This window comes from Xanthomonas sp. CFBP 7698 (genome assembly GCF_003600855.1).
GTDB lineage: Bacteria > Pseudomonadota > Gammaproteobacteria > Xanthomonadales > Xanthomonadaceae > Xanthomonas > Xanthomonas cannabis.
This window is the reverse complement of the sequence record NZ_PRDN01000007.1, coordinates 116,979-139,419: the sequence shown is the minus strand read 5'-3', so window position 1 is coordinate 139,419 and position 22,441 is coordinate 116,979. Positions and strand designations below refer to the sequence as shown.

The following is a 22,441-nucleotide window of genomic DNA, read 5'->3' as shown; positions in this document are numbered from 1 at the left end:
AGTTGCATGCATGCCTCCTCGCTCCCAACCGGTAGTGTCGCGCTTTTGTGGCCCGTTGTTCAGAGATTCCCTAGGAAACGCTTCGCCGACAGTGACTACGAAGTGGCCCAGTTGCTGGATATTTACCAGTCTCAAGGCAAGTATCATTCGCGTCGTGGGTGCATGATCGGCCACGAAGGATCCGGCAAGCCACTGCGGTGGTGCACCAGTGACGCTTTCGAGGCCAAGGCACGCCGGATCACGATGCGCCATTGTATTCCCGCCAAATCTACCGGGTCGGGGTGCTTTGCCCTGTTGAAGTCAGCTGGCGCTAGGTATTGAGCAAGGCCGCCGCAAAGCATTCTTGCCCCCTCGTTTCCTCACACTTACATCAGTCCGCGTGCCGCCATGGACAGCGCCGCTCGATTGGTCACGACGAAATGGTCGAGCAGCCTGACATCCACTAATGCCAGGGCCTGCGCAAGCCGTTTGGTCACAGCCTGATCTGCGGCCGATGGCTCCGGATCACCACTTGGATGGTTATGCGCCACCAACACTGCCGACGCGTTCAGCGACAGCGCGCGCTGGACAACGATGCGCGGATGCACCGTGGACTGGTCGACGGAACCGGAGAACAGCCGCTCTGCCTGGATGAGCCGGTGCCGGACATCCAGGAAGGCGACCTCAAAGTGTTCCCGTGGCTCGTCTGCCAGCCGAAGCCGGAAGAATTTGCCGCCGGCGTCAGGGCTACTCATCAGTTGGTCACGTTCAGCCGCACGCCGCTCGATGATCTTCAGCGCGCGAGTGATTGTCCGGTTCTCCCGAACCCTTGCTGCAGCAATGGCGCCAATCCCAGACCCTTCCAGGAGTTGCGGTAGCGCCATCATGGGGTCAGCTCCAGAACCTCTTCCCAAGCACGTCGCTTGATTGCAGCCCCCAACCCGAACCAGGCGGCATCCCGGCGGTTGTCATCACTATGCGCACGCCGATGATGGTCAACGAACTCGGTCAAACTGTTGAGCGCACCCCATGCAGTCCCGCGACTGGAGGAGAGGGTTGCCCCGCGCCCACCACCCTCGTACAGCGCGCGCACTCTTGCCACAGCCTGTTCATTGACAACTGCCGAGCCCGGCGTCGAGCCTCCATACACCAACACACGACGCAGTAGCCCCTCGACAGAATCAGGAGGGACGGGCACATCGCACAATGCCTTCATCCTATCCACGAAGCTGTCCCACCCACCAACGACGATGCCGAGTTGCCGCTTGATAGCGTCGGGCTGGAACTGACTGCGATGTGGCACCTTAATGGCCCCAGCGCTCTGATCCATAGCGATCTGTAGCGTGTTGTTGCATACCACGCGAACGGACGTGAACTGCGCTGTCGTTGCGAGTGTCCCGTCGCACGCTGTGGCGAGCAGCAGGTATCCATCAACTCTGTCCCGCTTCTTTAGGGCGGTACTCTGTCCGGTCCGGGCCAAGGCCCAGAACTTCTTACCCCCCCGCAGGACGCCAGCGGTTTCAAGTTCAAACCCGTGAAGTGCTGTGAGGTCGCGGTAGAACTCCAGGATCTCGCCAGGCTGTACAACCTGGAAGCGCTTGGACACCACCGCTAGCGGCGCCTGGGTGTCCGATCGATAGAGCACCTTCTGCTCAGGAAAGGTATTGGCGCCATCTGAGCCGCGGCCCTGCGTGGTGTAACGCACCTCTGATTCTTTTATTTCCCATTCCATACCAGCCTGGCGCCTCCAGACTTCGATGGGTTGGTGCTTGCCCAGCTTGTTACCCAAACCATGCCAAGGGGTCTGTCCCTTGTATGCCATCGATTCAATAAGATGCACGTGTCTCTCCTAAATGCGGCGGCATAAACGCACAAGGCCCGGACGATGCCGGGCCTTGTGCGGTGCCTATGGATGATGGATCAGTCGTTACGGAAGAACTCCGAACCACCGGGAGCAAAGGAACAGCGTGCGACGGCTGCCAGGATGGAGGCCGCCACAATAAAAACGCAGTACAGGAACTCAGACTTGTCCCTCATCAGATCACCCAGTCAACGGACGGATCAGTGCGGACCACCCCTACGCAAGGCCAGGCATCTCCTAGCGCTCATGTAGGTACTAAGGGTTTGAAATATTTTTACTTTGAGGAAGCACGCCGGGCTGCGTCATGTGCTCGGCGGCCATGAAGCCGGCGTTTCCTTAATCTGGCGAGATGGCGCTCCTCTATCGGCAGCGAAGAGCGTTACCGCGCAGCCGATGTCGTGCGCAGGTTGATCGCTCTGTATTGCCGCTGGCCGCCATAACGCGGCCCGTTTTTCTCAAAGGTGGCACAGAGCCGCCCCTCACCACAGGGCGCCAGGTCTGCTTGCGCGACGCGTTCCCAATAGTTGATCGAGGTGCGCAGCTGCACCAGTTCGTTGTGCTTCTCATGGATGATGCCGACTGAGTAAGCCACTACACCTAGCCCCAAGACGCCCGCCACGAGCATCGTGGCGGAGGCTATCCCTATGCGCCGCGTGATCCTTGTTTCCAAGGACTGCTGGGCCTGCGCGTAACGTCGCGTGGCTTGCTGCAATGTCTCGTCCGCGTGGGCCATTTCTTTGTTGAACCGCTTGGCGGCTGGCTCCAGCGTCTGCGTCAACGCCTGATTGGTCAGCTGCGTCAGCCTCGGCAGTGCGTTGTCCAATACCCGATTGACCTTGGCATCGGCGTTGCTGGCCGCGTGCTGGAGCAGCTGGAGTTGCTCGGCGACCACTTCGCGCAGCCGTTGTTCGCGCTGCTGCATGGATGCCACCAGCGTCGTTAGCACTTTGACCGTTTCCTGCAACGAGGCGTTCGATGCATTCAACGTCGCCATCATTTCCGCCATTGCGGCGGCGTCTTGCCTGTCCATGAGGTCTCCTAAACGTGGCTGGTCATGGGAGAGATTCTGACTAACCACCGCCCCCTCCACCACCATCTCCACCTCCACCGCCGTCTCCTTGGGGACCGCTCTGCATCGGCCCCTTGGCAAACTCGGGCAAGGTCATCACCATCACCGGCCCGCGGCTGGTGTTGATCTCCGCGGAGACATCCATCCCTAATGCCTGGCGTGTGGTGACGTGTTCCTGGGCCTCTTGCTGGGCCTGCGCATCAAGGAACTCGTTGCCTCTTTTGATCAGCGCCTGCGTCGCTGCACTGTTGGCCACCCGATTCAAAGCCTGCTCGATCGCCAGCTCGTTCTTGCTGTCGAGCGCATAGAGCACCTCGTCCACGTCCGGGTCACCCGTAATGGATTTCCGCGCAACCTGCGAATCCTCTGGCGCAGACTCTACACCTGGCCCGATGGAGCGCTGGGCTAGAGGTGGGAAGGCATCGGTTTGCTCAGCTGCTTCACTGGGAGAGCGACGCGTTTGTTCGTGCTGCGGGAACCCATCGAAGCTTGCGCCGTCTAAGCTTTGTGTGTCGCCGCGAACGAAGGGATAGGGTTCTCCACGGTCGCGATACTCCTTCCACTTCTGGTGGAAGCGTTCGTCTTCCCTATCCGCCGCCTCAATCTCTTGTTGCAGCTGGCGGAGCGAGCGCATGGTCTCTTCCAGGAATAGGGCGCCACCTGGGTCTGCGACGCTGCGTTCCTGCACAGGGATCGATTGGGCCTGCTGTTTTTCCGCGTCTGCTGGCTCCTTGGGAAAGCGATTCTCTGCGCTACCTCCCAGCGATTGCCCGTGTGCCTGCGCGAGGTATGCAGGCGATAGCGCTGGCGTGTCATGCTCAGCGAAAAACGTGTCCGAAGGACGGTTCTGCTCTGACGTCGTTTCTTGCTCAGGATTGGTAGACGCTGTGGACTGCGATGCACTCAACGGCTCTGCTGTCGCAGGCGTTGTTTGGGCCATGACGCGAACCGGCTCTGCCTCCTGCTCACGCGCCATGTCTTCCTGGCGGACCGGCGCTTGATCCATCTCTACTTGCTGCGTTTGCACTTGGTAATGCAGCGCTGAAGGCCCCGCATCGGCCTGTGCACTCTGAGAAGGTTGGCTGTCCGGCTCCGGGCCTTCGGAGGAAGACACTTGGACGCGGGCGGCGGCGCGATTCTCGAGTGCCTGCATTTCCAGCGCGCGCTCTGCCTCTTGTGCTTGACCTGGCTTTGCGTCACTTAGACCAGGCGTCTGCTTCAGCGAGTCCTGGATGCCAGAAGCTAGGTGTTCGCCTGCATGTTGGGTCTGTGTTTCGGGCTTCTGAGGCGCGTCTTCCTGCTGCGACTCAGGCTGTGGCGTTTGTTGAGCCAGCGCGGCATCCGGAGCGTGCGGCTGAGGATTGGCTTGCTGCGAGGCTTGCTGACGTTGGTCCTGCTGCGGTTCGAGTGCTTGAGTTTGTTGCTGCTGATCCTGTGCTTGCCGAGCCTGAGCTTCCTGGACCTCAACTTGCCTGCTTTCTTGAGCCTGGCGGTCTTGCTGCTCCCGCTGGTGGTTGTCTTCGGCTTGGCGTTCCTGCGCCTGCCGCTGCTGGGCGTCCCTCTCCTCACTCTCCCGCAGCTCACGTTGCTGGCTGGTCTGCGCTTGGCGCTCCTGCACCTGGCGCTCTTCCTGTTCGCGTTGCTGCTCTGCTTGGCGTTGACCTTCCAACACCGCGTGCGCCTGGACCGTTTGTTCGCTTTGTGACCTGTGTTCGTGCTCAGGCTGTGCCTGCTGTAGGTGCTCGCGCACCTGCGCGGCGTGTTGCTCTTGCGCGAGGCGATCTTGCTGTTCGCGTTCTTGCCGCGCCTGCGCCGCGACAGAGGCCTGCATTCGTGCTTGGATATCGAGCACTTGCTGCGGATTGGAAGAATCGGAGGTCGATGTTTCCGCGTCTGCAGTTCCCTCGGTCACGCGCCCAAGGATCGGCGATTCTCGCCGGTAGCCTTGCGTCTCACTCAACGCATGCCGGATGTCATCGCTGCTGGTGACGCCTACCACCCGAGTGATCCCATCGCTGCCGCGCTGCAAGTGGGCAATGGGGCTGTCATAACCGTATTGCCCCGACTCATTGCGCTGCAACTGCTGCATGGTCGGCCCGGTGATGCCGTTGGCCTTCATGGTCCGCTGGGAGGCCAGCTCCACGGCCTGCTGAGTATCTGGGTTGACGTTCAAATCAACGCCTGCCGCCCGGTAACGGTGCAGCAGCTCGTTGTGCTCCATCTGCGCCGCTGTGAGAGCGGGGAGCGCTTGAATCGCCGCCAGGGCTTCTTGTGACCGTTCCAGCGAAGGTTGCCGCATCTGGTCAGTCAGTTCCAGCTCCACCGCCAAGTTACCGCTGGCAACGCCATCCTTGCCGGCCCACTGTCCTGACTCTGTGCGCTGGTAAAGCTGAGCGTCCGACCCAAGCACCGCACCGGACTTGGCCTGGGCGGCTTGGACGGCCGCAGGCACTTCGACACCGTAAGCCTGGGCCCGCTGAGCAGCATGGTTTTCCAGGTAGGCGGCAGCGATGGCTTCGCGCCCGGTGGCGATGTTGCTTTCTATACGGCCCAGCGCTTCTTGGTTGAGTTGCTGCGCGCGTTCCGGGGAAGCGGTTTGGTGCTCGTAGCTGCCCCGGTCATTGGCACCGGACACGGCGGTTTTGACTTGGCGTTCCCATGCCTGGTTTTCCGGATTGCGATGCCAGTTTTGGTTGTCTAGCCCAACCTGGTCACTGGCCCTTGCAGGGAGGTTGAACGGGTCCCGGGGCGCAGGCACCTTGCCCAGCGCCAGCTCCACCGCCTTGGCGTTGGCCAGCGCCCCCAGTTCCTGCGATTTCTCATAGCTGGCGACCACGGGCTGCTCGCCCGATGTGCGGCCGCCGTCCTGGGCAAGGTCGATGGCCGTGTCGCGCTGCCAGTTGCGACCGTTGAATTGCCACTCCACACCGGCCTTGTCGGTCTGGTGATAGATGGCGCGGTTGTCCAGCAAGTCGGCGCCTTTGTCGAACGCCTTGCTCATCAACAGCGCATCGCCCACCACCAACGCCGCAGGCACGAAGCCGCTGCCACCAATCGCGGCGGCGGTGGATGCACCACCGGCCCAACCGCCGACGTTGCGAGCCAATGCATGGGTGACCTCGGAGTGGGCGGCGGTGGCATTGCCTTGTTCCAGCAACTCGGCCGAGCGGCGGGCGGTCAGCACTGCGTCTGCCCCCGTCGCCAACAAGCCGCCCGATCGCACCAAGGTGCTGGCCGACGCATTGCCCAGCAATACTTCCATGGACGCCGCACCGCTCTGACCGCGAGGAATTCGCAGAGGTCTGGCGGCTTCTTCGCCCAGGGTGTTCTCGACGATAGCCACGCCACCAGGTGACAGCGTCAGCTTTCCACCGTGGTAAGCGTCGGAGATGGCCTGACTTAAGCCCTGCCGCTGAAGATCAGTGTGGCCGCCGCGGGTCAACGGCTGCCCTGAACTTTGAAAGTGGTTGAGCGTGGAGACGATCCGGCCTTCGTTGTGCGTGACCACCGCCCATTGCCGTGTGTTCCAGCTCGCCTGCCCGTGCGCGTCCATCTGCGCCACATTCTTCGAGGCGTAGCTCGTCGTCAGGTTGCTGATCGGGTCATCGAAAAAAGCGTTGGTGATAGCGCGTGCCTGGTCCCTGGTTTGATTCAGACCAGCGTTGGTGTGTAGTTCACCATTGACCAAAGCCACTTGCGCTGCATCGCTTAACCGTTGAACCTTCATCGCCATCCGGTCCAGCGCGCCCGCATCGCCGGCCAACGCGGCGATGCCGTCCTTCGTTGAAGCCAGATCCTTCAATACCTGCGTTGAGCCGATCTTGTAGTCCTTCAGCGGTCCGCCCGAATGTGGCGAGACTCCCAAGGCATGGGCAAGCGCCCTGTCCTTGGGCATGTTGATCAGGTTCGTGGCCGCGTCCTTGTTGAACCGACCCGAATCCACCAAGGCTTCTAGCAGCGGATCTCTTGCAAACGTCTGTTGCTCAAGGGCGTGGTGACCCTGAAACAAAGGGATGTCCTTCTTTGGCATGGCTTAGGCTCCCTCCTTGTCGCCTGGCGGCCTCAAATATCCGATGCGTCAATAAAAGAGATGCCACTAGCTTCGGAGTTATCCGGGATGCCGGCTTGAAGGACTGCGGCCTTGAACACTTGGTCGCAGAAAGCCGTGGGGTTGAAGGGCGTCCTGAAGACGTGAGCCCCCTTCAGCGCCTCGTTGCGGAAAGCCAAGCTTGCGCCGCCAGCCAAGGAATAGAATTTCCCACGCACGTAATCGTCATCAATCTTGATCTTCAACCGCGATCCAGCCTCGTCGAGTGCGTCTCGCTCGCGCACCACGTCGCAGAGGTAGTAACGGGGTCCCGGAGTGCCATCAGTCAGGCGGTAATCCACCTCTGCAAAGGCAAACGCCTCAGGATCCACCGCTGCCATCACGTCATGAAGGCGCCCGGATATCAGCCAGTAGCCACTGAACCCCGCCTCCAAGTCTCGGGGCTCCGGCCCCGCGCTGGGTTCAAGAGTCAGCAGCGGAAGTTCTCGCAACGGCGGAAAGCCACCCTCGTCAGGCCGCAAGATCAACCGCGGCGGTGACAGAAGCTGGCGCTTGTTGGTGAACTGCACCCCACAGACTGAGCGATTGCTCTCCACGTCCGGCTCAAGCATGTAGAAGTCACCAGGCGTCGGCTGATTGGGTGTTGTTGATGGCATGCGTTTCATCCCTACCGTGTGCTGTGGTCTCAGCTGACGGAAAGAGCTTAACTCGGTCGCTTTGCCGACCCAAGCCATGAGGCAACGGAGAGGCTACATTCCACTTGCCGCCCTACTCGTATGCTGCCTGCCACCGATGAACAGATGAACCAGCACCCAAATGCCGAGAGGTGCCAGCGCCTGCTCTCGAAGATTCGAACCTGGGTAGGAAAACACCTACCGTCCAGCCTGCCTTTCACTGATAGTGCCTTCGCCCTTTTTCTCCATGATGATGTTCCGCCCAAGGCGGGCTCTGCCTGTCTGTGTCCGGCCATGGCGTTAGACACCCAGGAACTCTTAACACCATCAAGGAGGATCGCTGTTGGGCGCTAAGGCAACTCGGCATGTGGGCGACTACCTGCTTACAGCCCACATCACCCCGTCTGACGGTAAGTTCCTACCAGAGCTGCTAATTTCCAGGCCCGGCGGCATCACGCTTCATCGCCACCCGGTCACTGGTGTCGCGTTCCCTGATCGAGACGCGGCGTACGACTACGCCAAGCACTGGATGGCCACGTGCTACGTGTCGAACACAGGCTCGGTGGCCGCGGCCTAACAAGAACCGCGTATCTTCAGCCTTAATCGTCCACGTCTGTTAGCCCATGCCACGACAGGATTTCCTCGGCTCGACGGCCGACGAACTGCACGTCCTCGCTCGTTTCTGCCTTGCTCTCTATGGCGGCGGCCATGCTGGCGAAGGCTTGCCAAAAGTGGCGGCGGCCAGGACTGGAAGCCCGCAATGTCGGCACGGCTGCATCCAGGCGTTCGAGATGAAGGCGCAGCTCGGCTCTGTCCATAGGCACAAGTATCGGCAGCGCTGTCGCAGTGCCTGAGACACATGGCGAGCCCTCTGACAGCGAAAGCTGAGGTAGGCTGCAGCTTCGCCCCGGCTAACCCGGATGGAGCTATGGGGCCGACACGCGAGACTACGTTTTTCGCAACGAGTTTGTTTGGGTGCCGGCAAGACGCTGCTCAAGCGTCCCGCGAGGTGAGCGACCATCGGTCCCGCGTCCGACAACATCAGATTGCACCAACGGTATTTTCATAAGCTCTAGGTCTCAAGCCCTGCGGGATGTCAGGACGTTCTGAGCCAGCCGTCATCCAATAGCGCCAAGCTCCCGGGCAACGGCGCCAGCGCCTGGCGCGTGCCGTTCTTCTTGGCCTCCTACCGGGCCTGCGCTTCCAGAAACCATGCATCACTTCTTCGGCGTAAGTGTTGGAGGCAGCACGCATGCGCGTGTTGCCTCCCAAACGCCATCGACGACCCAGCCAAATTACTGGATCTGATAACGACTACTAGCATCTTGCGCCAACCAAGATCTTGCTCCGCCCAAAATGCCAGCCTCGACGTCACGCGCCAAGCCGACGTCGAGATTCGCAGCGCCGGTTTGAAACACGCCCATTGCATCAACCAATTGATTGACTTCGGCCAATACTGCACGCTGCATCGGACGTCGGGACGCAGTGGTGGCCAGCAGATCCTTGGTCTGGTCAGCGGCCACAATCTCGGTCGACACAGAAGCCATCAAACGATCAATGCTTGAGGTGCGGCTAGCCGATGCCGTCGTATTTCCGGCTTGCATCGGTGTAAGCAATGTTTCGAACTCCGACGCTGGAATGCCGTGTCCACCATCCTCGGGCTGGATCATCCACAGAGCGTTGTCGCTGCCCAGGAAGTGCTTGAGCACACTTACCTGCTGATTGGCGTCGCCGTCCACCCGTACGATCAGGTCGTCGCCGTTGCGATGGAAGCTCAGACGCGTCCGCTCGATACCAGCCATGAAGATGGAATCGCTGCCGCCACCGACACTCACCGTATCCACGCCATTGCCCTCACGGTAGGTGTAGACATCGTCGCCCGCACCACCGAACAACAGGTCGTTGCCGTCCTCGCCAACGAGAGTGTCGTTGCCTGCGCCGCCGTAGAGCATGTCGTTGCCCGATCCGCCGAAGGAACCGCTGCCACCCCACAGAGAATCATCGCCATCACCGCCTTCGATGCGGTCATCGCCGAGCATGCCGAACAGGGTGTCGTTGCCGGCAAGGCCGCGCATCAGTTCCTTGCTTGCATTGCCGATCAGCTGATCATTTGTGGCGGTGCCTGTCAGCACACGCGCATAGTCGGCCAGATTGGCCTCGCCGTCACTGCTGGAGACACGGGCATTGATCGCCGCGGTGTCCAGCTGTGTACCACTGCCGGGCTGTAGGACATCCAACGCGAAATCGCCACCAAGGAAGTGTTTGGTCACTCGCACGCTGTTATTGGCGCCACTGGCCAATGCAATCACCAGGTCATCGCCATCGCGGGTGAATCGCAGGTTGCTGACCGGTTGTCCATCCTGGAATTGCAGACGGTCGATACCGCCGCCGGTATTGTCGATGACATCGCGGCCGCTGCCAAATACATAGGTATCGTCGTTAGCGCCGCCCAGCATGAGATCATCGCCATCCTCGCCGCGCAGTGTGTCATTGCCAGCGCCGCCCTCTAGCGTGTCGTCACCACTGCCGGTTCCATTGCCGCTGCCACCGGACAAGGTGTCGTTGCCGGCGCCACCCCGCAAGGTATCGTTGCCGCCCATGCCCAGCAATGTGTCGTTACCACCCAGTCCGTCGATCAGATCCCTGCCAGTCCCGCCAGTCAGTTGCTCTCCGGAGGCGGTGCCATTGACGGTCCGATCCGGACTGCTGCTGTTGATCAGCTGTGCGATCTGCGTTGCGGTATAGCGTGCGTTGCTGGCCTGCACGACATCCATGCCCGCATCACCGCCCAGAAAGTGGCCGCTGACGCGCGCTGCAGCGATCGTTGCACCATCGATGTGCACCAAAAGATCGTTGCCATCGCGCTTGAATGACAGACGGCTGCTGGCCACGCCATTCACCAGCAAGGTGTCGTTCCCGCCACCGGTGTTGTTGATGATGTCGCTGCCAGAGCTGCCATCGATGACATAGGTGTCGTCGCCGGCACCACCAATCAGCCGGTCATTGCCGGCGCCACCGGTCAGCTGATCGTTACCACCGCGTCCGTTCAACGTGTCGTTACCGGCAAGGCCAAGCAGGATATTGGCCGCTTCGCTGCCTTCGATGAGGTTGTCCAGCGCATTGCCGGTTGCTTGCCCACTGCCGGTCAGGCGAAGATTCTCGACGTTGCCTGCCAACTGCACCTGCGAGCCAGCAGAGCGCACGACAGTATCGATGCCCGCATTGTTGGACTCGGTGACCCGGTCCGAGTCGGTATCGACGTAATAGGTATCGTCACCGCCGTAACCTTCCATGATGTCGTTTCCTTGACCACCATCGAGCACGTTGTTGTCGCTATTACCGTAGAGCCGGTTAGCCGATGCATTGCCGATCAGCGACAGGTTTCCTTGTCCATCCAGATAGCCGTTTTCGACATTGGCTGAGAGCGTGGCAGACACCGTGGTGTAGACCGTATCAGTGCCCTGGGCTGACAACTCCACCACCGTATCGCCGGCGTCGTCGAGATAATAGCTATCGTTGCCCGCGCCGCCACGCATGTCGTCGGCACCGCTGCCGCCATCCAACGTATTGTTCTGGCTGTTGCCAATCAGGGTCTGATGGCCGTCGCGTCCGTAGGCCGCCTGGGCACTGCTGCCCTCGACCAATACAACGCGCTCGATGTTCTCGTCTGCGGCATAGACAGAGAGGCTGCTCTCGACGGTATCGGTACCTTCTCCCTCCAGCTCGACGATGGTGGTCATGTCCTGACTGTCCAAGACATAGGTGTCGTCGCCCGCCCCACCCCGCAGCACATCGTCGCCGCCATTGCCGGCGAGGCGATCGTTGCCATCAAGCCCCAGCAGTTCTTCACGCTGCCAGGTACCGACAAGACTGTCGTCGTCTGCGGTTCCCTCGATCACCGCGACAGTGCGCAACTCCAGGTACATCGCGGTTGAGGCGCCGTGTTGATCGGTCGCGATCAGATTGAAGCCGAACCACTCCAAACCCAAGGGCGGCGTGCCGCTGATGGTGCCGGTGGCGGAATCTATCTGCAGCCATTCTGGCCCATCCACCGCATAGGTGAGCGTGTCGTCTGCATCATCGACGAAGCTGCCGGCAGGAAGCGCCAAGCTGAAAGCCTGGCCTATGCGAGGGCTGGCATCGTACTGGAACCAATTGGCCACCGGCGGATCGTTGGTGATCTGCAGTTGCGCAAGATCGCCACGGCGAATAGTGCCGTCGGCGAACACGAACTCGTCGATGGTCCGCACCAGCACCAGCTCGCCGGGATTGTTCCAGTCTTCGCGCCAATAACCCTCGATGATCAAGCGATCGTCGGCAGCGGTGCCAAGCTGGACGATCAGATCGAACCCGTCACGGGTCCAGGTCGCCTGTTCGGCGATGATGCCCTCACCGAAGATCACCCGATCGGTATCGCGACTTCCGTTGACGGAAATGATGCGGTCGGTACCGTCGCCGGCTTCATAAAAGAAGTAGTCGCTTCCTGCGCGCGTGCCGTAGGTCCTGCCGTCGCCGTTGAACCCGACCGTGCCGTACAGCACGTCGTTGCCGCGGCCACCGTAGATGTCGGCGCCGTACAGTGCCGCATGGATGGTGTCGTCACCCTCCTCGCCATACAGCGTGTCGGCCTCGTTATTGCTGGTGGCAAGATTGAACTCTGCCAGGAAGTGGTTTCCGCGAATGGTATCGTTGCCGGCTCCACCACGGATCTCGTTGGCATACATGTTGCCGGTGAGCACATTGTCGCCAAGGTCGCCCTGCAGATTGGCGCGCAGCCCGATGATGCCGTTAGGACCTTGAGTACCAATGTTGTAGAGACGCAGATTCTCTACGTTCGCATAGTCGGCTACCGAAACCCACATCGCCTGCGGGGTCAGTTCATCCCAGCCGGCGATGATCACCGTATCGTTGCCGCCGCCAGCTTGTTCGATCACTTGGTCCTTCCGGGTGATCAAGTAGGTATCGTTGCCATCCAATCCAGCCAGCTGGTTCACCGCATCGACTAGATGGCCTTCGATGATGTTGTTGTCGCTGTTGCCGGTACCGCGGACGGCGTTTCCGGTCAGGCGCAGATTCTCAAGCTCCTGGCGGCCCTCGATCGAGTAGTCGACGCTTGCCTGCACGGTGTCGCTGCTATCCGAGAATCCATTCTCGACGATCACATCGTCCAAGCTGTCAACGATAAAGGTATCGCGCGTGGCGCCACCAATCAGTGTGTCCTTGCCTCCGGCACCATCAAGAATGTATTCCTGTGTGTCGGAAATGCTGTTCGGCACTATCTGGATGACATTGTCCAGCGCATTGCCGGTAATGCGGTTGGGCGCTCCCGGCCACCAATAGTTGGAGGGCGTGATCACGGCGTTCTCGATGTTCGCACCCAGGATCACGTCGTGGTAATTGGAGTAGATCGTGTCGATGCCACCGTTTTCCAGCTCCTCGATCTCGCTGGAGTTGACGGTCGTTCTCCAGGAGGACCAGGAGAACGTGTGGTTGTAGTAGTACCTGTCGTCGCCACTACCACCAACGAAGCGGTCGATTGAACTGTCCACGTTGGCGTAGATCCGGTCGTTGCCCGCGCCGCCAAGCAAGATATCCGCGCCCGCACCGTCATACAACGTGTCGTTGTCTTCGCCACCATCCAGGATGTCGTCGCCGTCGCCGCCCTGCAACATGTCGCTGCCGCCCATGCCGGACAACGTGTCGTTTCCGGCACCGCCATCCATGGAGTCCGGTGCGAAGGTACCGGTTTGCACGTCGTCGCCACTGGTGCCGCTCCACCACCGCGTCTGGAAGTTGGCAGCTGTCAACTCCACGCCATCGGCAAAAACAATGCGGTGATTATTGTTGGCGAGAAAGCCTTCAAGCATCAATGCGTTGGAAACACTGGCGTTGGACCAACCGCCGCTGGCGATCATAACGCCCAGCGTGGTTCCGCTAATCTGGAAGTTGGTGACCGCGTCGGAGTTCACCCCGATCATACGGATCACGTCGCGTCCTGCATCGGCGGCATCAAGCCGGCCGATCACGTCGTAACCGGATCCCAATGCCACTTGATAGGTATCGTCACCGCTTCCACCGTCAACCAGGTCCCCGTCCGCCATGCCATCGGCTACCAGATGGATGGTGTCGTTGCCATCTCCGCCAAGCAGCACATCGCCGCCGCGTCCGTCGGTCAGCGTGTCATCGCCAGCCCCGCCTTCGATGAGGTCGTTGCCTTCGCCTCCGTCGATCGTGTCATTGCCGTGCAAGCCGTATAGGCGTTCGTTGTCCTTGGTGCCATTCAATGAATCCGCGTCGTTGCCACCACGGATCGGTGTTCCATACATGATGCCGGTGTCGAACTGGGAACGCGTCACCACCTGAAGGTCGTCGGTCTGGATCCGCACCGCCGTTGCGGCGGCGAAGTAGCCGACGATGCGAACGCTGTCGCCGCTCTCGAGCGAGACGACCAGATCCTGTCCCTCGCGTACATACCGCAGCTCGTCCGCGGTGATGCCATCGAGAAAGTACAGCAGATCGGTGCTGCCCTGTTTCACCAGCACGGTATCGGTGCCGAATCCCCGGCGGAAACGATACTGGTTCTGGCCTTCGCCGCCATCGAGGGTATCGTTGCCAGCATCGCCGAGCAGGATATCGTTGCCCTCGTCGCCTGAGAGGACATCGTCCCCCTCGCTCCCCTCCAGATAGTCATTGCCGGCTCCGCCGTAGACAAGGTCATTGCCCTGCGCAGCGGTGACATTGTCATTGCCGTCCTCGGCATGGATGACGTCGTTGCCTGCTCCACCGTAGACACTGTCGTCGCCGATGCCGGCCTGGATCAGATCGTCGCCGTCGTCACCATCGATGGTGTCGTTGCCAGCCCCGCCGTAGATCGTATCGTTGCCAGCCTCGCCGTCGAGAATATCGTTGGCGTCGCCACCCTCCAGAAGGTCGTCGCCGTCGCCGCCATTCAGAGTATCCGCGCCGGCGCCACCACTGAGCTTGTCGCTGTCGCCGCCGCCATTCAAGAAGTCGTTGCCATCTCCACCGTCGAGTATGTCACTGCCGGCTTCGCCGAACAGGCGGTCATTTCCGATACCACCAGTGAGCCTGTCGTCGCCTTCGCCACCTTGCAACTCGTCGTATCCCGCGCCGCCGAGCAGAATGTCGTTGCCCTGCTGTCCCAGCAGAAGATCGTCACCGGATCCGCCATCGAGCCGGTCATCGTCATCGCCGCCAGCCATCTGGTCCGCCCCGTCGCCGCCAAACAGCACATCCTTGCCGGCCTGCCCGTGCAGTACATCGTCACCGACGCCGCCATCGAGCAGATCGTCGCCATCTCCGCCCTGCAGTTCGTCGTTGCCGCTCTCGCCGAGCAGGCGATCCTGTCCCGTTCCGCCTGCCAGCAAATCGTCGTCGGCCCCACCGGAAAGAACATCATCGCCATCCTGCCCAACCAGCTGATCGTTGCCCGCGCCTCCGCGCAGAATGTCGTCGCCACCTGCGAGTTGGTCGGACTGCCCGTCACCCCAGAGCAGGTCGTTGCCGGCGCCGCCGTCAATCACGTCAGCGCCAGCCTCTCCATATATTTCATCCGTACCCTCGCCACCGTCCAGACGGTCGTTCCCGGTGCCACCAGATAGCAGATCATTACCATCGCCGCCAAAGACCACATCCTGCCCTGCGCTGCCGGAGATCACGTCGTTGCCGGTGCCGCCATCGAGCAGATCGCTGCCGGCACCGCCGATCAGCACGTCGTCTCCCTCCTCGCCGTAGAGCGAAACGCCGATGGTATGAGTGTCACCGACGCCTCCCCCGAACGCGAACACGCCGTTTGTACCGGTAACACCATCGGGTTCAGCAGCGCTGAAGTACTGCAGGGAATAGCGAGATGTGTCGATCCGTTGAAAACGATAAGTCCAGCCAGCGACTCCTGACCTACCGCTGAAGTCGAAAGCACCTCCAAGTGTGAAAGTGGCGTAGCCCACCAATCCCCCAGTCTCATCAGTCGTCATCTGCTTGGCGCCCTGCCAGCTGAAGTACGACTCGATGTCGCGCCAGACGGTGCTTTCGTCCATCGGCAGCTCTGGCGACACCCGGAAGTTGAAGCCGAATGCATGCCTAGCGCTCAGGACGTCATCGCCCTTTCCGCCATAAGCGGTCGCCTCGTCGCCAAAACCGGAAACGAAATCATTACCGCCGCCTGCAAGGATCAGGTCACTGCCGCCATTGGCATTGATGATGTCGCTGCCCTCTCCACCCTCCAGCAGATCGGCGCCATCGCTGTAGGTTCCCAGGATCATGTCCCGCCCGGCACCTCCGGCAAGATGGACCGGCGTGCTCGGAAGGGCGTCGATGTAGGGATTCAGATAGTCGGATTGATCCGTGCCAACGGTTGGATCGCTTGGCGGTTGGTACCCAGGAAGCACGATACCGAACGTGCCGGGCGTCCAGTTTTCGACAATCGTGGTACCGCCCGAGGTTCCTAGACGGATCACTAGTTGCTTGCCGTCGCCCGCCGAGGCCACGGTGACGCGGATATACCCGTCCGCAGCTTCCCAAGTGTTCTCTGAGGTTGCCACCAACCCGGCGGCCCAGCCGCTGTTGCCTTCGATCTCCAGCACGCCGATGCCGTCGGCGTCGGTGATGCGGTCGATATCGCCTGGCGCGCCCGCATACAGCACATAGGTGTCCGTGCCTGCGCCGCCGCGCAGGCGGTCGCTACCGATGCCACCATCAAGGATGTCGTTGCCGTCCTCGCCGAATATCGTGTCGTTGCCGACGCCGCCCCGCAGCACATCGTTACCGATTCCCCCGGCCAGGATATCGTCGCCCGCGCGGCCCTCCAATGTATCGCTCCCATCCATGCCGTACAGCAGGTCGCCGATGTCGGTACCGGCCAGCATGTCGTCCTGGACGCTGCCATAGACCGCGGCGCCCTTGTCGGGGCCGGTGAAGATGCGCAAGGGGGCGCTCAGCGCCGCCATGAACTCGCGCACCTGATCCTGGTTGATCTCGCCGTCAGTGCTGTCCAGCCCCATGGCGACAAGGAACTCGGCCAGCGCAGCGGACGGATTAAGTAACGACAGCGGGTTGTCTTCCAGACTCTCGGTACCGACGCGCGCCAACCACGCGGAGAAGATGTCCGGGTTATAGCCCAGCCGATCGAACCAGGAGGCAGCCTTGCCGCTGCCGTCGCTGTTCTGCCAGACAGTCAGGGCCAGCCGGATTCCGGATGCGCTGTCGAAGGGCCAACGCCCATTGCTTTCGAGCAAAACATCCCACAGTTCGTTTCGCTGGTCTTCGTCCAGCAGTTCGAATGGGGTGTTCATGGTCCACGCGTCGGTGGGAAGGTTCAAACCGCGGAAGACCTGATTATGGAATTCCCATGCTTCCCTGGCTGTAACTTCTCGCACCACGCTCCCGCCGTTACCTCTAGCGATAATATCCAACTGACCTAGAAAAGCTTCAGCCATCCGCCTTCTTATCTCTTGAATGCCAGCAGAATTTACCGGAGCTCCCGCTGCGCTGGCGGTTTCTTCGAGAAATTCTAAGGCTGATAGGCCCGAAAACATATTGCCACGTGCCACGCCGCTAGCCAGTCGAGAATAACGATGGCCGAATGCCGCGATATAGGCATACATTTCTTCGATTCGACCCGCCTCTAGTAGGGTACGGGCCTGAACTAGATTATCCGCATTCATCATATCAACCATGATCAAGTTCCTTTACGTCCTGTTGTTTTGGGCATCTAGCAGTTATTTTTTGCAGGTAGGAATGGACCGCAGATGTGATCTTTGGCCATTCCGGCAAGAGATTAGCTCGATAAGAAATACTAGTTTCCACTTGCGGGAATTCGCTCTCAATAATTAACTGTTCGCATAGCGAAGTCCAACGTGGAGGGTCGAATCTCTCGCCGTGCAGGCATGTTATTAATGTCACTGGCTCCTGCCCGACTTCCATCTGATCGGAGTACACAATAAAATTTGTCCTATGCGGCAATGGGGTGCGGAGATGTCCAAACTTCAATTGCAGCGCTGGATCTTCCCCGTATACCAGCGGGACGCCCCAGGGATATTCGGAAACCTCTCGATTTCGATAAAGCCTGAAATCTCGCCTGCCAGAGAGCGAGACCTTCTCAGTAGGCGCAAGGCGGCTCATGCCGATTTCGATCCACTGGGAATTTCCCGTCGATCGACTGTGATGCACGCGGTAGTCCTCGGCGTTCTTTTCACTGAGCGGTTCCATCTCAGGCCAGCGTAGCCGTATGACTAGGCTACGCAGTGGACGCTCACATTTGCCTTTCAGTTCCTTCGTGCCCGGCTCGGATTCGTAGAATAGGAGATCCTGTGCCGGTACACGAATGACGTTAGGGCCGATCGTGCCGACCAGATCCGGCCGGTTGGCTTTATCCGACGGACTGTTCCTGGAGCAGGCGGCCGCGAGCACCGACAGTAGCAACAGGACACACCCACGCATAACAGCCCCTATCTGGACGTGTGTGTATGCAGCACGACGCTCTGGACACGTTTGCAGTGCTTGCGCTTGTATCAGACAGCGCGCGCTTATGGTTTCAGACATGGTCAAGCTGTTCCTGGGTTTTCTGCTGTTACAGACATTGGGCAACCTCTTTTTGTAAGCAGGTGTAGACGGTAGAAATTTTTAAGACCATTCCGCCAAAAGATTCCCACGCCAAAAATTCCGAGTATAGCTACGCTGGTGCCGCCCCCACATTGGCGTTACCTTTCTCTCAAAGATTCCGAGCCATGTATTCGCAAGGGACTTAATAAATAATCAATAACCCGCCGTTTCCCTGTTTTCACTTCTGCACTCAAGCTCATCCCGGCACTCATCCGCACCTTGACCCCATCGATCTCCAACGTGCTGCCGTTTAATTTGATGCGTGCAGGAAATACCAGGCCCAGCTTTTCGTCCTGCGCGGCATCGTGGGAGACGCTGGCGACCGTGCCGGTCAGATAGCCGTAGCGGGTGTAGGGAAAGCTGTCGACCTTGACGGTGACTGGCTGGCCCGGGCGCATAAAGCCGATGTCCTTGTTCAAGACGGTGACTTCAACCTCCAGCGCTTCTTCGGCTGGCACAACAACGAGTAACGGCTGTGCAGGCGTGACCACACCGCCTACCGTGTGCACGGCCAGCTGCTGGATCGTGCCGTCGACAGGCGCGTGCAGGGCCATAAGTTTGTCGCGCTGTCCGGTCTTGGCGACGTCCTGGGTCAGTTGGCCGGCTTGCTCACTTGCCTGGCGCAAGGCATCCAGTGCCTGCTGGCGTGTGTCGGTAACAAGTACGCGCAACTCTTCCTGCGCCGCACTGATTGCCGAGCGGATTTCCTGCAAGCGGTTACGCTGGGTGGCAAGCTGGCTTTCTGCGGCGATACGTTCCTGCTCGCGCAACAGGTAGTCGTGGCGGCCGACGTACTTGCTTTCGACCAGACGGCCGTAGTCTTCTGCGCGCACTTTCGAGATGCGCGCCGACTCAGCCAGTGGTTCGATCGCGTCCTGGGTGGTCTGCAGTTCTGCCTGGCGTTGGCCGATGCTGGCTTGCAGGTTGTGTCGGCGCGCCTGGAATGCATCGAACTGGCTGCTGACCAGTTGCTGCTCGTTGGCAACCCGCTCTGCGGGAAGATCCGGAGCCGGCCCAAGCTGCGGCGGCAGTCCGGTCGCAATGGCGGTTGCCAACGCTGCCTGGCGCAACGCGGCGAGCCGTGCATTGATAAGGGCGTCACCTGCCTGGGCAAATTCGGCACCAGTGGCGGTGGCGTCGAGCTCGACCAGCAACTGGCCTTTCTTCACCGCCTGTCCATCGCGCACCAGGATCCTGCGCACCACCGCGGTTTCTGCGGTCTGCACCACCTTGGTTCGGGAATCGACGACGGTCTTGCCCGGTGCCACGGCGACGATATCGAGCTTGCCCAGGCACGCCCACAGCAGCGCGACACAGAAGAAGCCGATGATGATGCGCATCGTCCAGCGCGCAGTGGGCGAGACCGGCGTTTCGGTTAATTCAAGATGGGCCGGCAGGAACGCGCGCTCGTCGGCGCTGCGCGCAGGCGGGTAGAGCTGGCGGCGCACCGCCCAGGCCGATTTGAAGATCTTGAAATAGCGGAGAAAGAAATCGCGCCATCCCTGGAGCACGTGCTTCATGGTGTCCCCTGTTGCAGTCTGTATAGATGCGCGTATTGGCCTTCCGGCCGGTCGACCAACTCCGCGTGCGAGCCGCTTTCGATGATGCGTCCCTTCTCCACTACGACGATGCGATTGGCGTGCCGCACGGTGGACAGGCGATGGGCGATGATCAGTACGGTGCGGCCCTTACAGATGGCGCGCATATTGCTCATCACCGCGTGTTCCGATTCGTAATCCAGCGCACTGGTGGCCTCGTCGAGAATCAGGATGCGCGGATCGCCGATCAGTGCGCGCGCGATCGCAATGCGCTGCCGTTGCCCACCGGACAAACCGGTGCCGTGCTCGCCGACTTTGGTGTCGTAGCCTTCCGGCAATTCCAGAATGAAGTCGTGGGCACCTGCCAGCTTGGCCGCATGGATCACCCGCTCCAGCGGCATGCCGGGATCGGTCAACGCGATGTTCTCGCGCACGCTGCGGTTGAACAGGAAGTTTTCCTGCAGCACCACGCCCAGCTGACGACGCAGCCAGGCCGGATCGGCCAGCGCCAGGTCCTGGCCATCGATCAGCACCCGCCCGCGCTCGGGCGTGTAGAGCCGCTGCACCAGCTTGGTCAGCGTGCTCTTGCCGGAGCCGGAACGGCCAACGATGCCGATGATTTCGCCTGGGCGAATGTCCAGCTCGATCCCGTTGAGCACCTCGGGCGCATCCGGCCGGTAGCGGAACGTGACCCGCTCGAACGTCACCTGCCCGCGAATCGGCGGCAATGCCAGGCGACTGCCCGGCACCTCGGTTCGCGTATTGAGAATATCGCCCAGCCGCTCGACCGAGATACCGACCTGCTGGAAGTCCTGCCACAACTGAGCCAAGCGAATGATCGGCGCGGTAACCTGGCCGGACAACATGTTGAAAGCGATCAACTGGCCAATCGACAGCTTGCCTTCCATCACCAGCTTGGCGCCCCAGAACAGCACCGCCACGGCGGTGAGCTTCTGTACCAGCTGTACGCCTTGCTGACCCAAGGTTGCAATGCGGGTGACGTTGAAACCGGCGCTGACATAGCCGGCCAGCTGGTTGTCCCAGGTACGGGTCACGCGTGGATCCACCGCCATCGCCTTGACCGTACCGATACCGCTGACCGTCTCCACCAGGAACGATTGGTTGTCGGCGCCGCGCGCAAACTTGTCGTTCAAGCGCTTGCGCAGCACCGGGGTGATCAGTCCAGAGATCGTGGCGTATAGCGGCAAGGACAGCACCACGATCAAGGTCAGCCAGCCGCTGTACCAGAACATCACCGATAGAAAGACCACCGTAAAGAACAGGTCCAGTACCGAGGTGAGCGCCTGCCCGGTCAGGAAGTTGCGGATGTTCTCCAGCTCGCGGACACGCGCGATGGTGTCCCCGACCCGCCGCGACTCGAAGTACGCCAACGGCAACGACAACACATGCCGGAACAGCCGCGCGCCAAGCTCCACGTCGATCTTGCTGGTGGTATGGGCGAAGACATAGGTGCGCAGGCCGGACAGCAGCACATCGAACACCGCCATCGAGACCAGCCCGATTGCGATGACGTCCAGTGTGGTCAGGCCGTTATGCACCAGCACCTTGTCCATCACCACCTGGTAGAACAGCGGGGTGATCAGCGCGAACAGCTGAATGAAGAACGAGACGACGAAGACCTCGATCATCAACTTGCGGTACTTGACCACCGCCGGGATAAACCAGCTGAAATCGAACTTGGCCAGATCGCCGAGCACCGAGGCGCGCGAGGCGACCTGCAGCAACCGCCCCTGGTAGCGCGCTTCGAATTCGGCAGGCGAGATGGAGCGCGGGCGCTTTTCGACCAGATCGTGGATCAGGATCTGGTCCGCTCCGACCTTGGCCACGATGAACGCGTCACCTCCCGGCACCAGTGCCAGAGCCGGCAGTGCAGCCATGCCGATCCGCGCGGCCGGCTGGGCGACCACCTTGGCTTTCAAGCCCAGTTGCTTGGCCGCCAGCAGCAGCGTGGTCTCATCGAAAGGCTCACCCCCACGGCCAAAGCCATGCGCCAGCTGCGTCGCATCGGCGGCAATACCATGAAATTGCGCCAGAAGGACAAGCCCCTGCAGCCCCAGATCCGGCCGATCATGCACCGACGAGCCGCCCTCGACCAACGAGAGCGACGCACTTCCCCCTGACATACGCGTTCCTTGCTATAGAGCCCAAGCCGGGCTCAAGTGTCGGAATAGGATCTGGGACTGTTAAGAAGCTGTCAATCAGCGAATCCCCTGCTGACGATCAATTTTCTCAATCGGGCGTCTCCCAGCTGAGACAGCTCCTCCGCCACACGTGCGGAGCTTCAGTTCAAGCTTGACTTGGAGCGCTAATGGCCAGTCATCAACGACAAGTCAGTTCGCCAAATAATGCGCTAAACAAGATTGCGATAGCCTTCAAGCAGGTTTTGAACTTATAGCTACTCCAGGTAGCGTATAGGCCCGGGGCGCAAAACGCGGCCATGCGGGCTTTCTAGACCCTAGGACCTTACTTACGTCCGACATAGCAGCCCACGCATCTCCAGCCACTCTATGAATTGGCCGAACCAGTGATCGCTTGTCGTCCCCTTGGGATGCAGATCGAAACCGTGTCCGCCGCGCTCATATACATGCAGTTCGGCCGACACTCCCGCCTTGCGCCACGCGTTGTAAAGCA

10 protein-coding genes are annotated in these 22,441 nt (G+C 60.6%); all 10 read right to left on the bottom strand.

The genetic code is table 11. The annotated features are described in order from the left end of the window. Positions 1–365 precede the first annotated feature (365 nt). On the bottom strand, positions 366–866 hold the full coding sequence (gene radC / locus XnspCFBP7698_RS20030; protein WP_233549038.1) for a DNA repair protein RadC: 501 nt from the start codon (positions 864–866) through the stop codon (positions 366–368). Then, positions 863–1,819 (bottom strand): DUF932 domain-containing protein, encoded by a 957-nt coding sequence (locus tag XnspCFBP7698_RS20025; RefSeq protein WP_104581328.1) that lies wholly within the window; start codon positions 1,817–1,819, stop codon positions 863–865. The genes radC and XnspCFBP7698_RS20025 overlap by 4 nt, the downstream gene beginning before the upstream one ends. A 400-nt stretch (positions 1,820–2,219) precedes the next feature. Next, the gene (locus XnspCFBP7698_RS20020) at positions 2,220–2,870 is read right to left on the bottom strand and encodes a hypothetical protein (protein WP_104581342.1); all 651 of its coding nucleotides are present in this window, start codon (positions 2,868–2,870) and stop codon (positions 2,220–2,222) included. A gap of 40 nt (positions 2,871–2,910) precedes the next feature. Continuing rightward, positions 2,911–6,939, bottom strand: a complete 4,029-nt coding sequence (locus XnspCFBP7698_RS20015; protein ID WP_104581327.1) for a hypothetical protein — start codon at positions 6,937–6,939, stop codon at positions 2,911–2,913. A 32-nt stretch (positions 6,940–6,971) separates the two neighbouring features. After that, the gene (locus tag XnspCFBP7698_RS20010) at positions 6,972–7,613 is read right to left on the bottom strand and encodes a DUF1629 domain-containing protein (RefSeq protein ID WP_104581341.1); all 642 of its coding nucleotides are present in this window, start codon (positions 7,611–7,613) and stop codon (positions 6,972–6,974) included. 617 nt (positions 7,614–8,230) lie between these two features. Further along, positions 8,231–8,449: a hypothetical protein gene (locus tag XnspCFBP7698_RS19995; protein ID WP_146093266.1), complete on the bottom strand. Its 219-nt coding sequence runs from the start codon at positions 8,447–8,449 to the stop codon at positions 8,231–8,233. A 477-nt stretch (positions 8,450–8,926) separates the two neighbouring features. Further along, positions 8,927–17,254 (bottom strand): putative Ig domain-containing protein, encoded by an 8,328-nt coding sequence (locus XnspCFBP7698_RS19990; RefSeq protein WP_233549036.1) that lies wholly within the window; start codon positions 17,252–17,254, stop codon positions 8,927–8,929. Positions 17,255–17,318: 64 nt separating this feature from the next. Further along, positions 17,319–18,191, bottom strand: coding sequence for a hypothetical protein (locus tag XnspCFBP7698_RS21465; RefSeq protein ID WP_146093264.1), 873 nt, complete (start codon positions 18,189–18,191; stop codon positions 17,319–17,321). Positions 18,192–18,349: 158 nt separating this feature from the next. Further along, entirely contained in the window at positions 18,350–19,771 is a 1,422-nt protein-coding gene (locus XnspCFBP7698_RS19985) for an HlyD family type I secretion periplasmic adaptor subunit (protein ID WP_104581323.1), read from the bottom strand. Further along, positions 19,768–21,933 carry a type I secretion system permease/ATPase gene (locus tag XnspCFBP7698_RS19980; protein WP_104581322.1) on the bottom strand — a complete coding sequence of 722 codons (2,166 nt, stop codon included), beginning with the start codon at positions 21,931–21,933 and terminating at the stop codon, positions 19,768–19,770. Before XnspCFBP7698_RS19980 ends, XnspCFBP7698_RS19985 begins: the two co-directional genes overlap by 4 nt. Between the last annotated feature and the right edge of the window lie 508 nt (positions 21,934–22,441).

What these genes read in the sequence shown, in the direction of transcription:
- XnspCFBP7698_RS21465 (WP_146093264.1), bottom strand. Translation starts at nt 18,191, where the DNA reads ATGTCTGAAACCATAAGCGCGCGCTGTCTGATACAAGCGCAAGCACTG.
- XnspCFBP7698_RS20010 (WP_104581341.1), bottom strand. Translation starts at nt 7,613, where the DNA reads ATGCCATCAACAACACCCAATCAGCCGACGCCTGGTGACTTCTACATG.
- radC (WP_233549038.1), bottom strand. Translation starts at nt 866, where the DNA reads ATGATGGCGCTACCGCAACTCCTGGAAGGGTCTGGGATTGGCGCCATT.
- XnspCFBP7698_RS20015 (WP_104581327.1), bottom strand. Translation starts at nt 6,939, where the DNA reads ATGCCAAAGAAGGACATCCCTTTGTTTCAGGGTCACCACGCCCTTGAG.
- XnspCFBP7698_RS20020 (WP_104581342.1), bottom strand. Translation starts at nt 2,870, where the DNA reads ATGGACAGGCAAGACGCCGCCGCAATGGCGGAAATGATGGCGACGTTG.
- XnspCFBP7698_RS19980 (WP_104581322.1), bottom strand. Translation starts at nt 21,933, where the DNA reads ATGTCAGGGGGAAGTGCGTCGCTCTCGTTGGTCGAGGGCGGCTCGTCG.
- XnspCFBP7698_RS19985 (WP_104581323.1), bottom strand. Translation starts at nt 19,771, where the DNA reads ATGAAGCACGTGCTCCAGGGATGGCGCGATTTCTTTCTCCGCTATTTC.
- XnspCFBP7698_RS19995 (WP_146093266.1), bottom strand. Translation starts at nt 8,449, where the DNA reads ATGGACAGAGCCGAGCTGCGCCTTCATCTCGAACGCCTGGATGCAGCC.
- XnspCFBP7698_RS19990 (WP_233549036.1), bottom strand. Translation starts at nt 17,254, where the DNA reads ATGTATGCCTATATCGCGGCATTCGGCCATCGTTATTCTCGACTGGCT.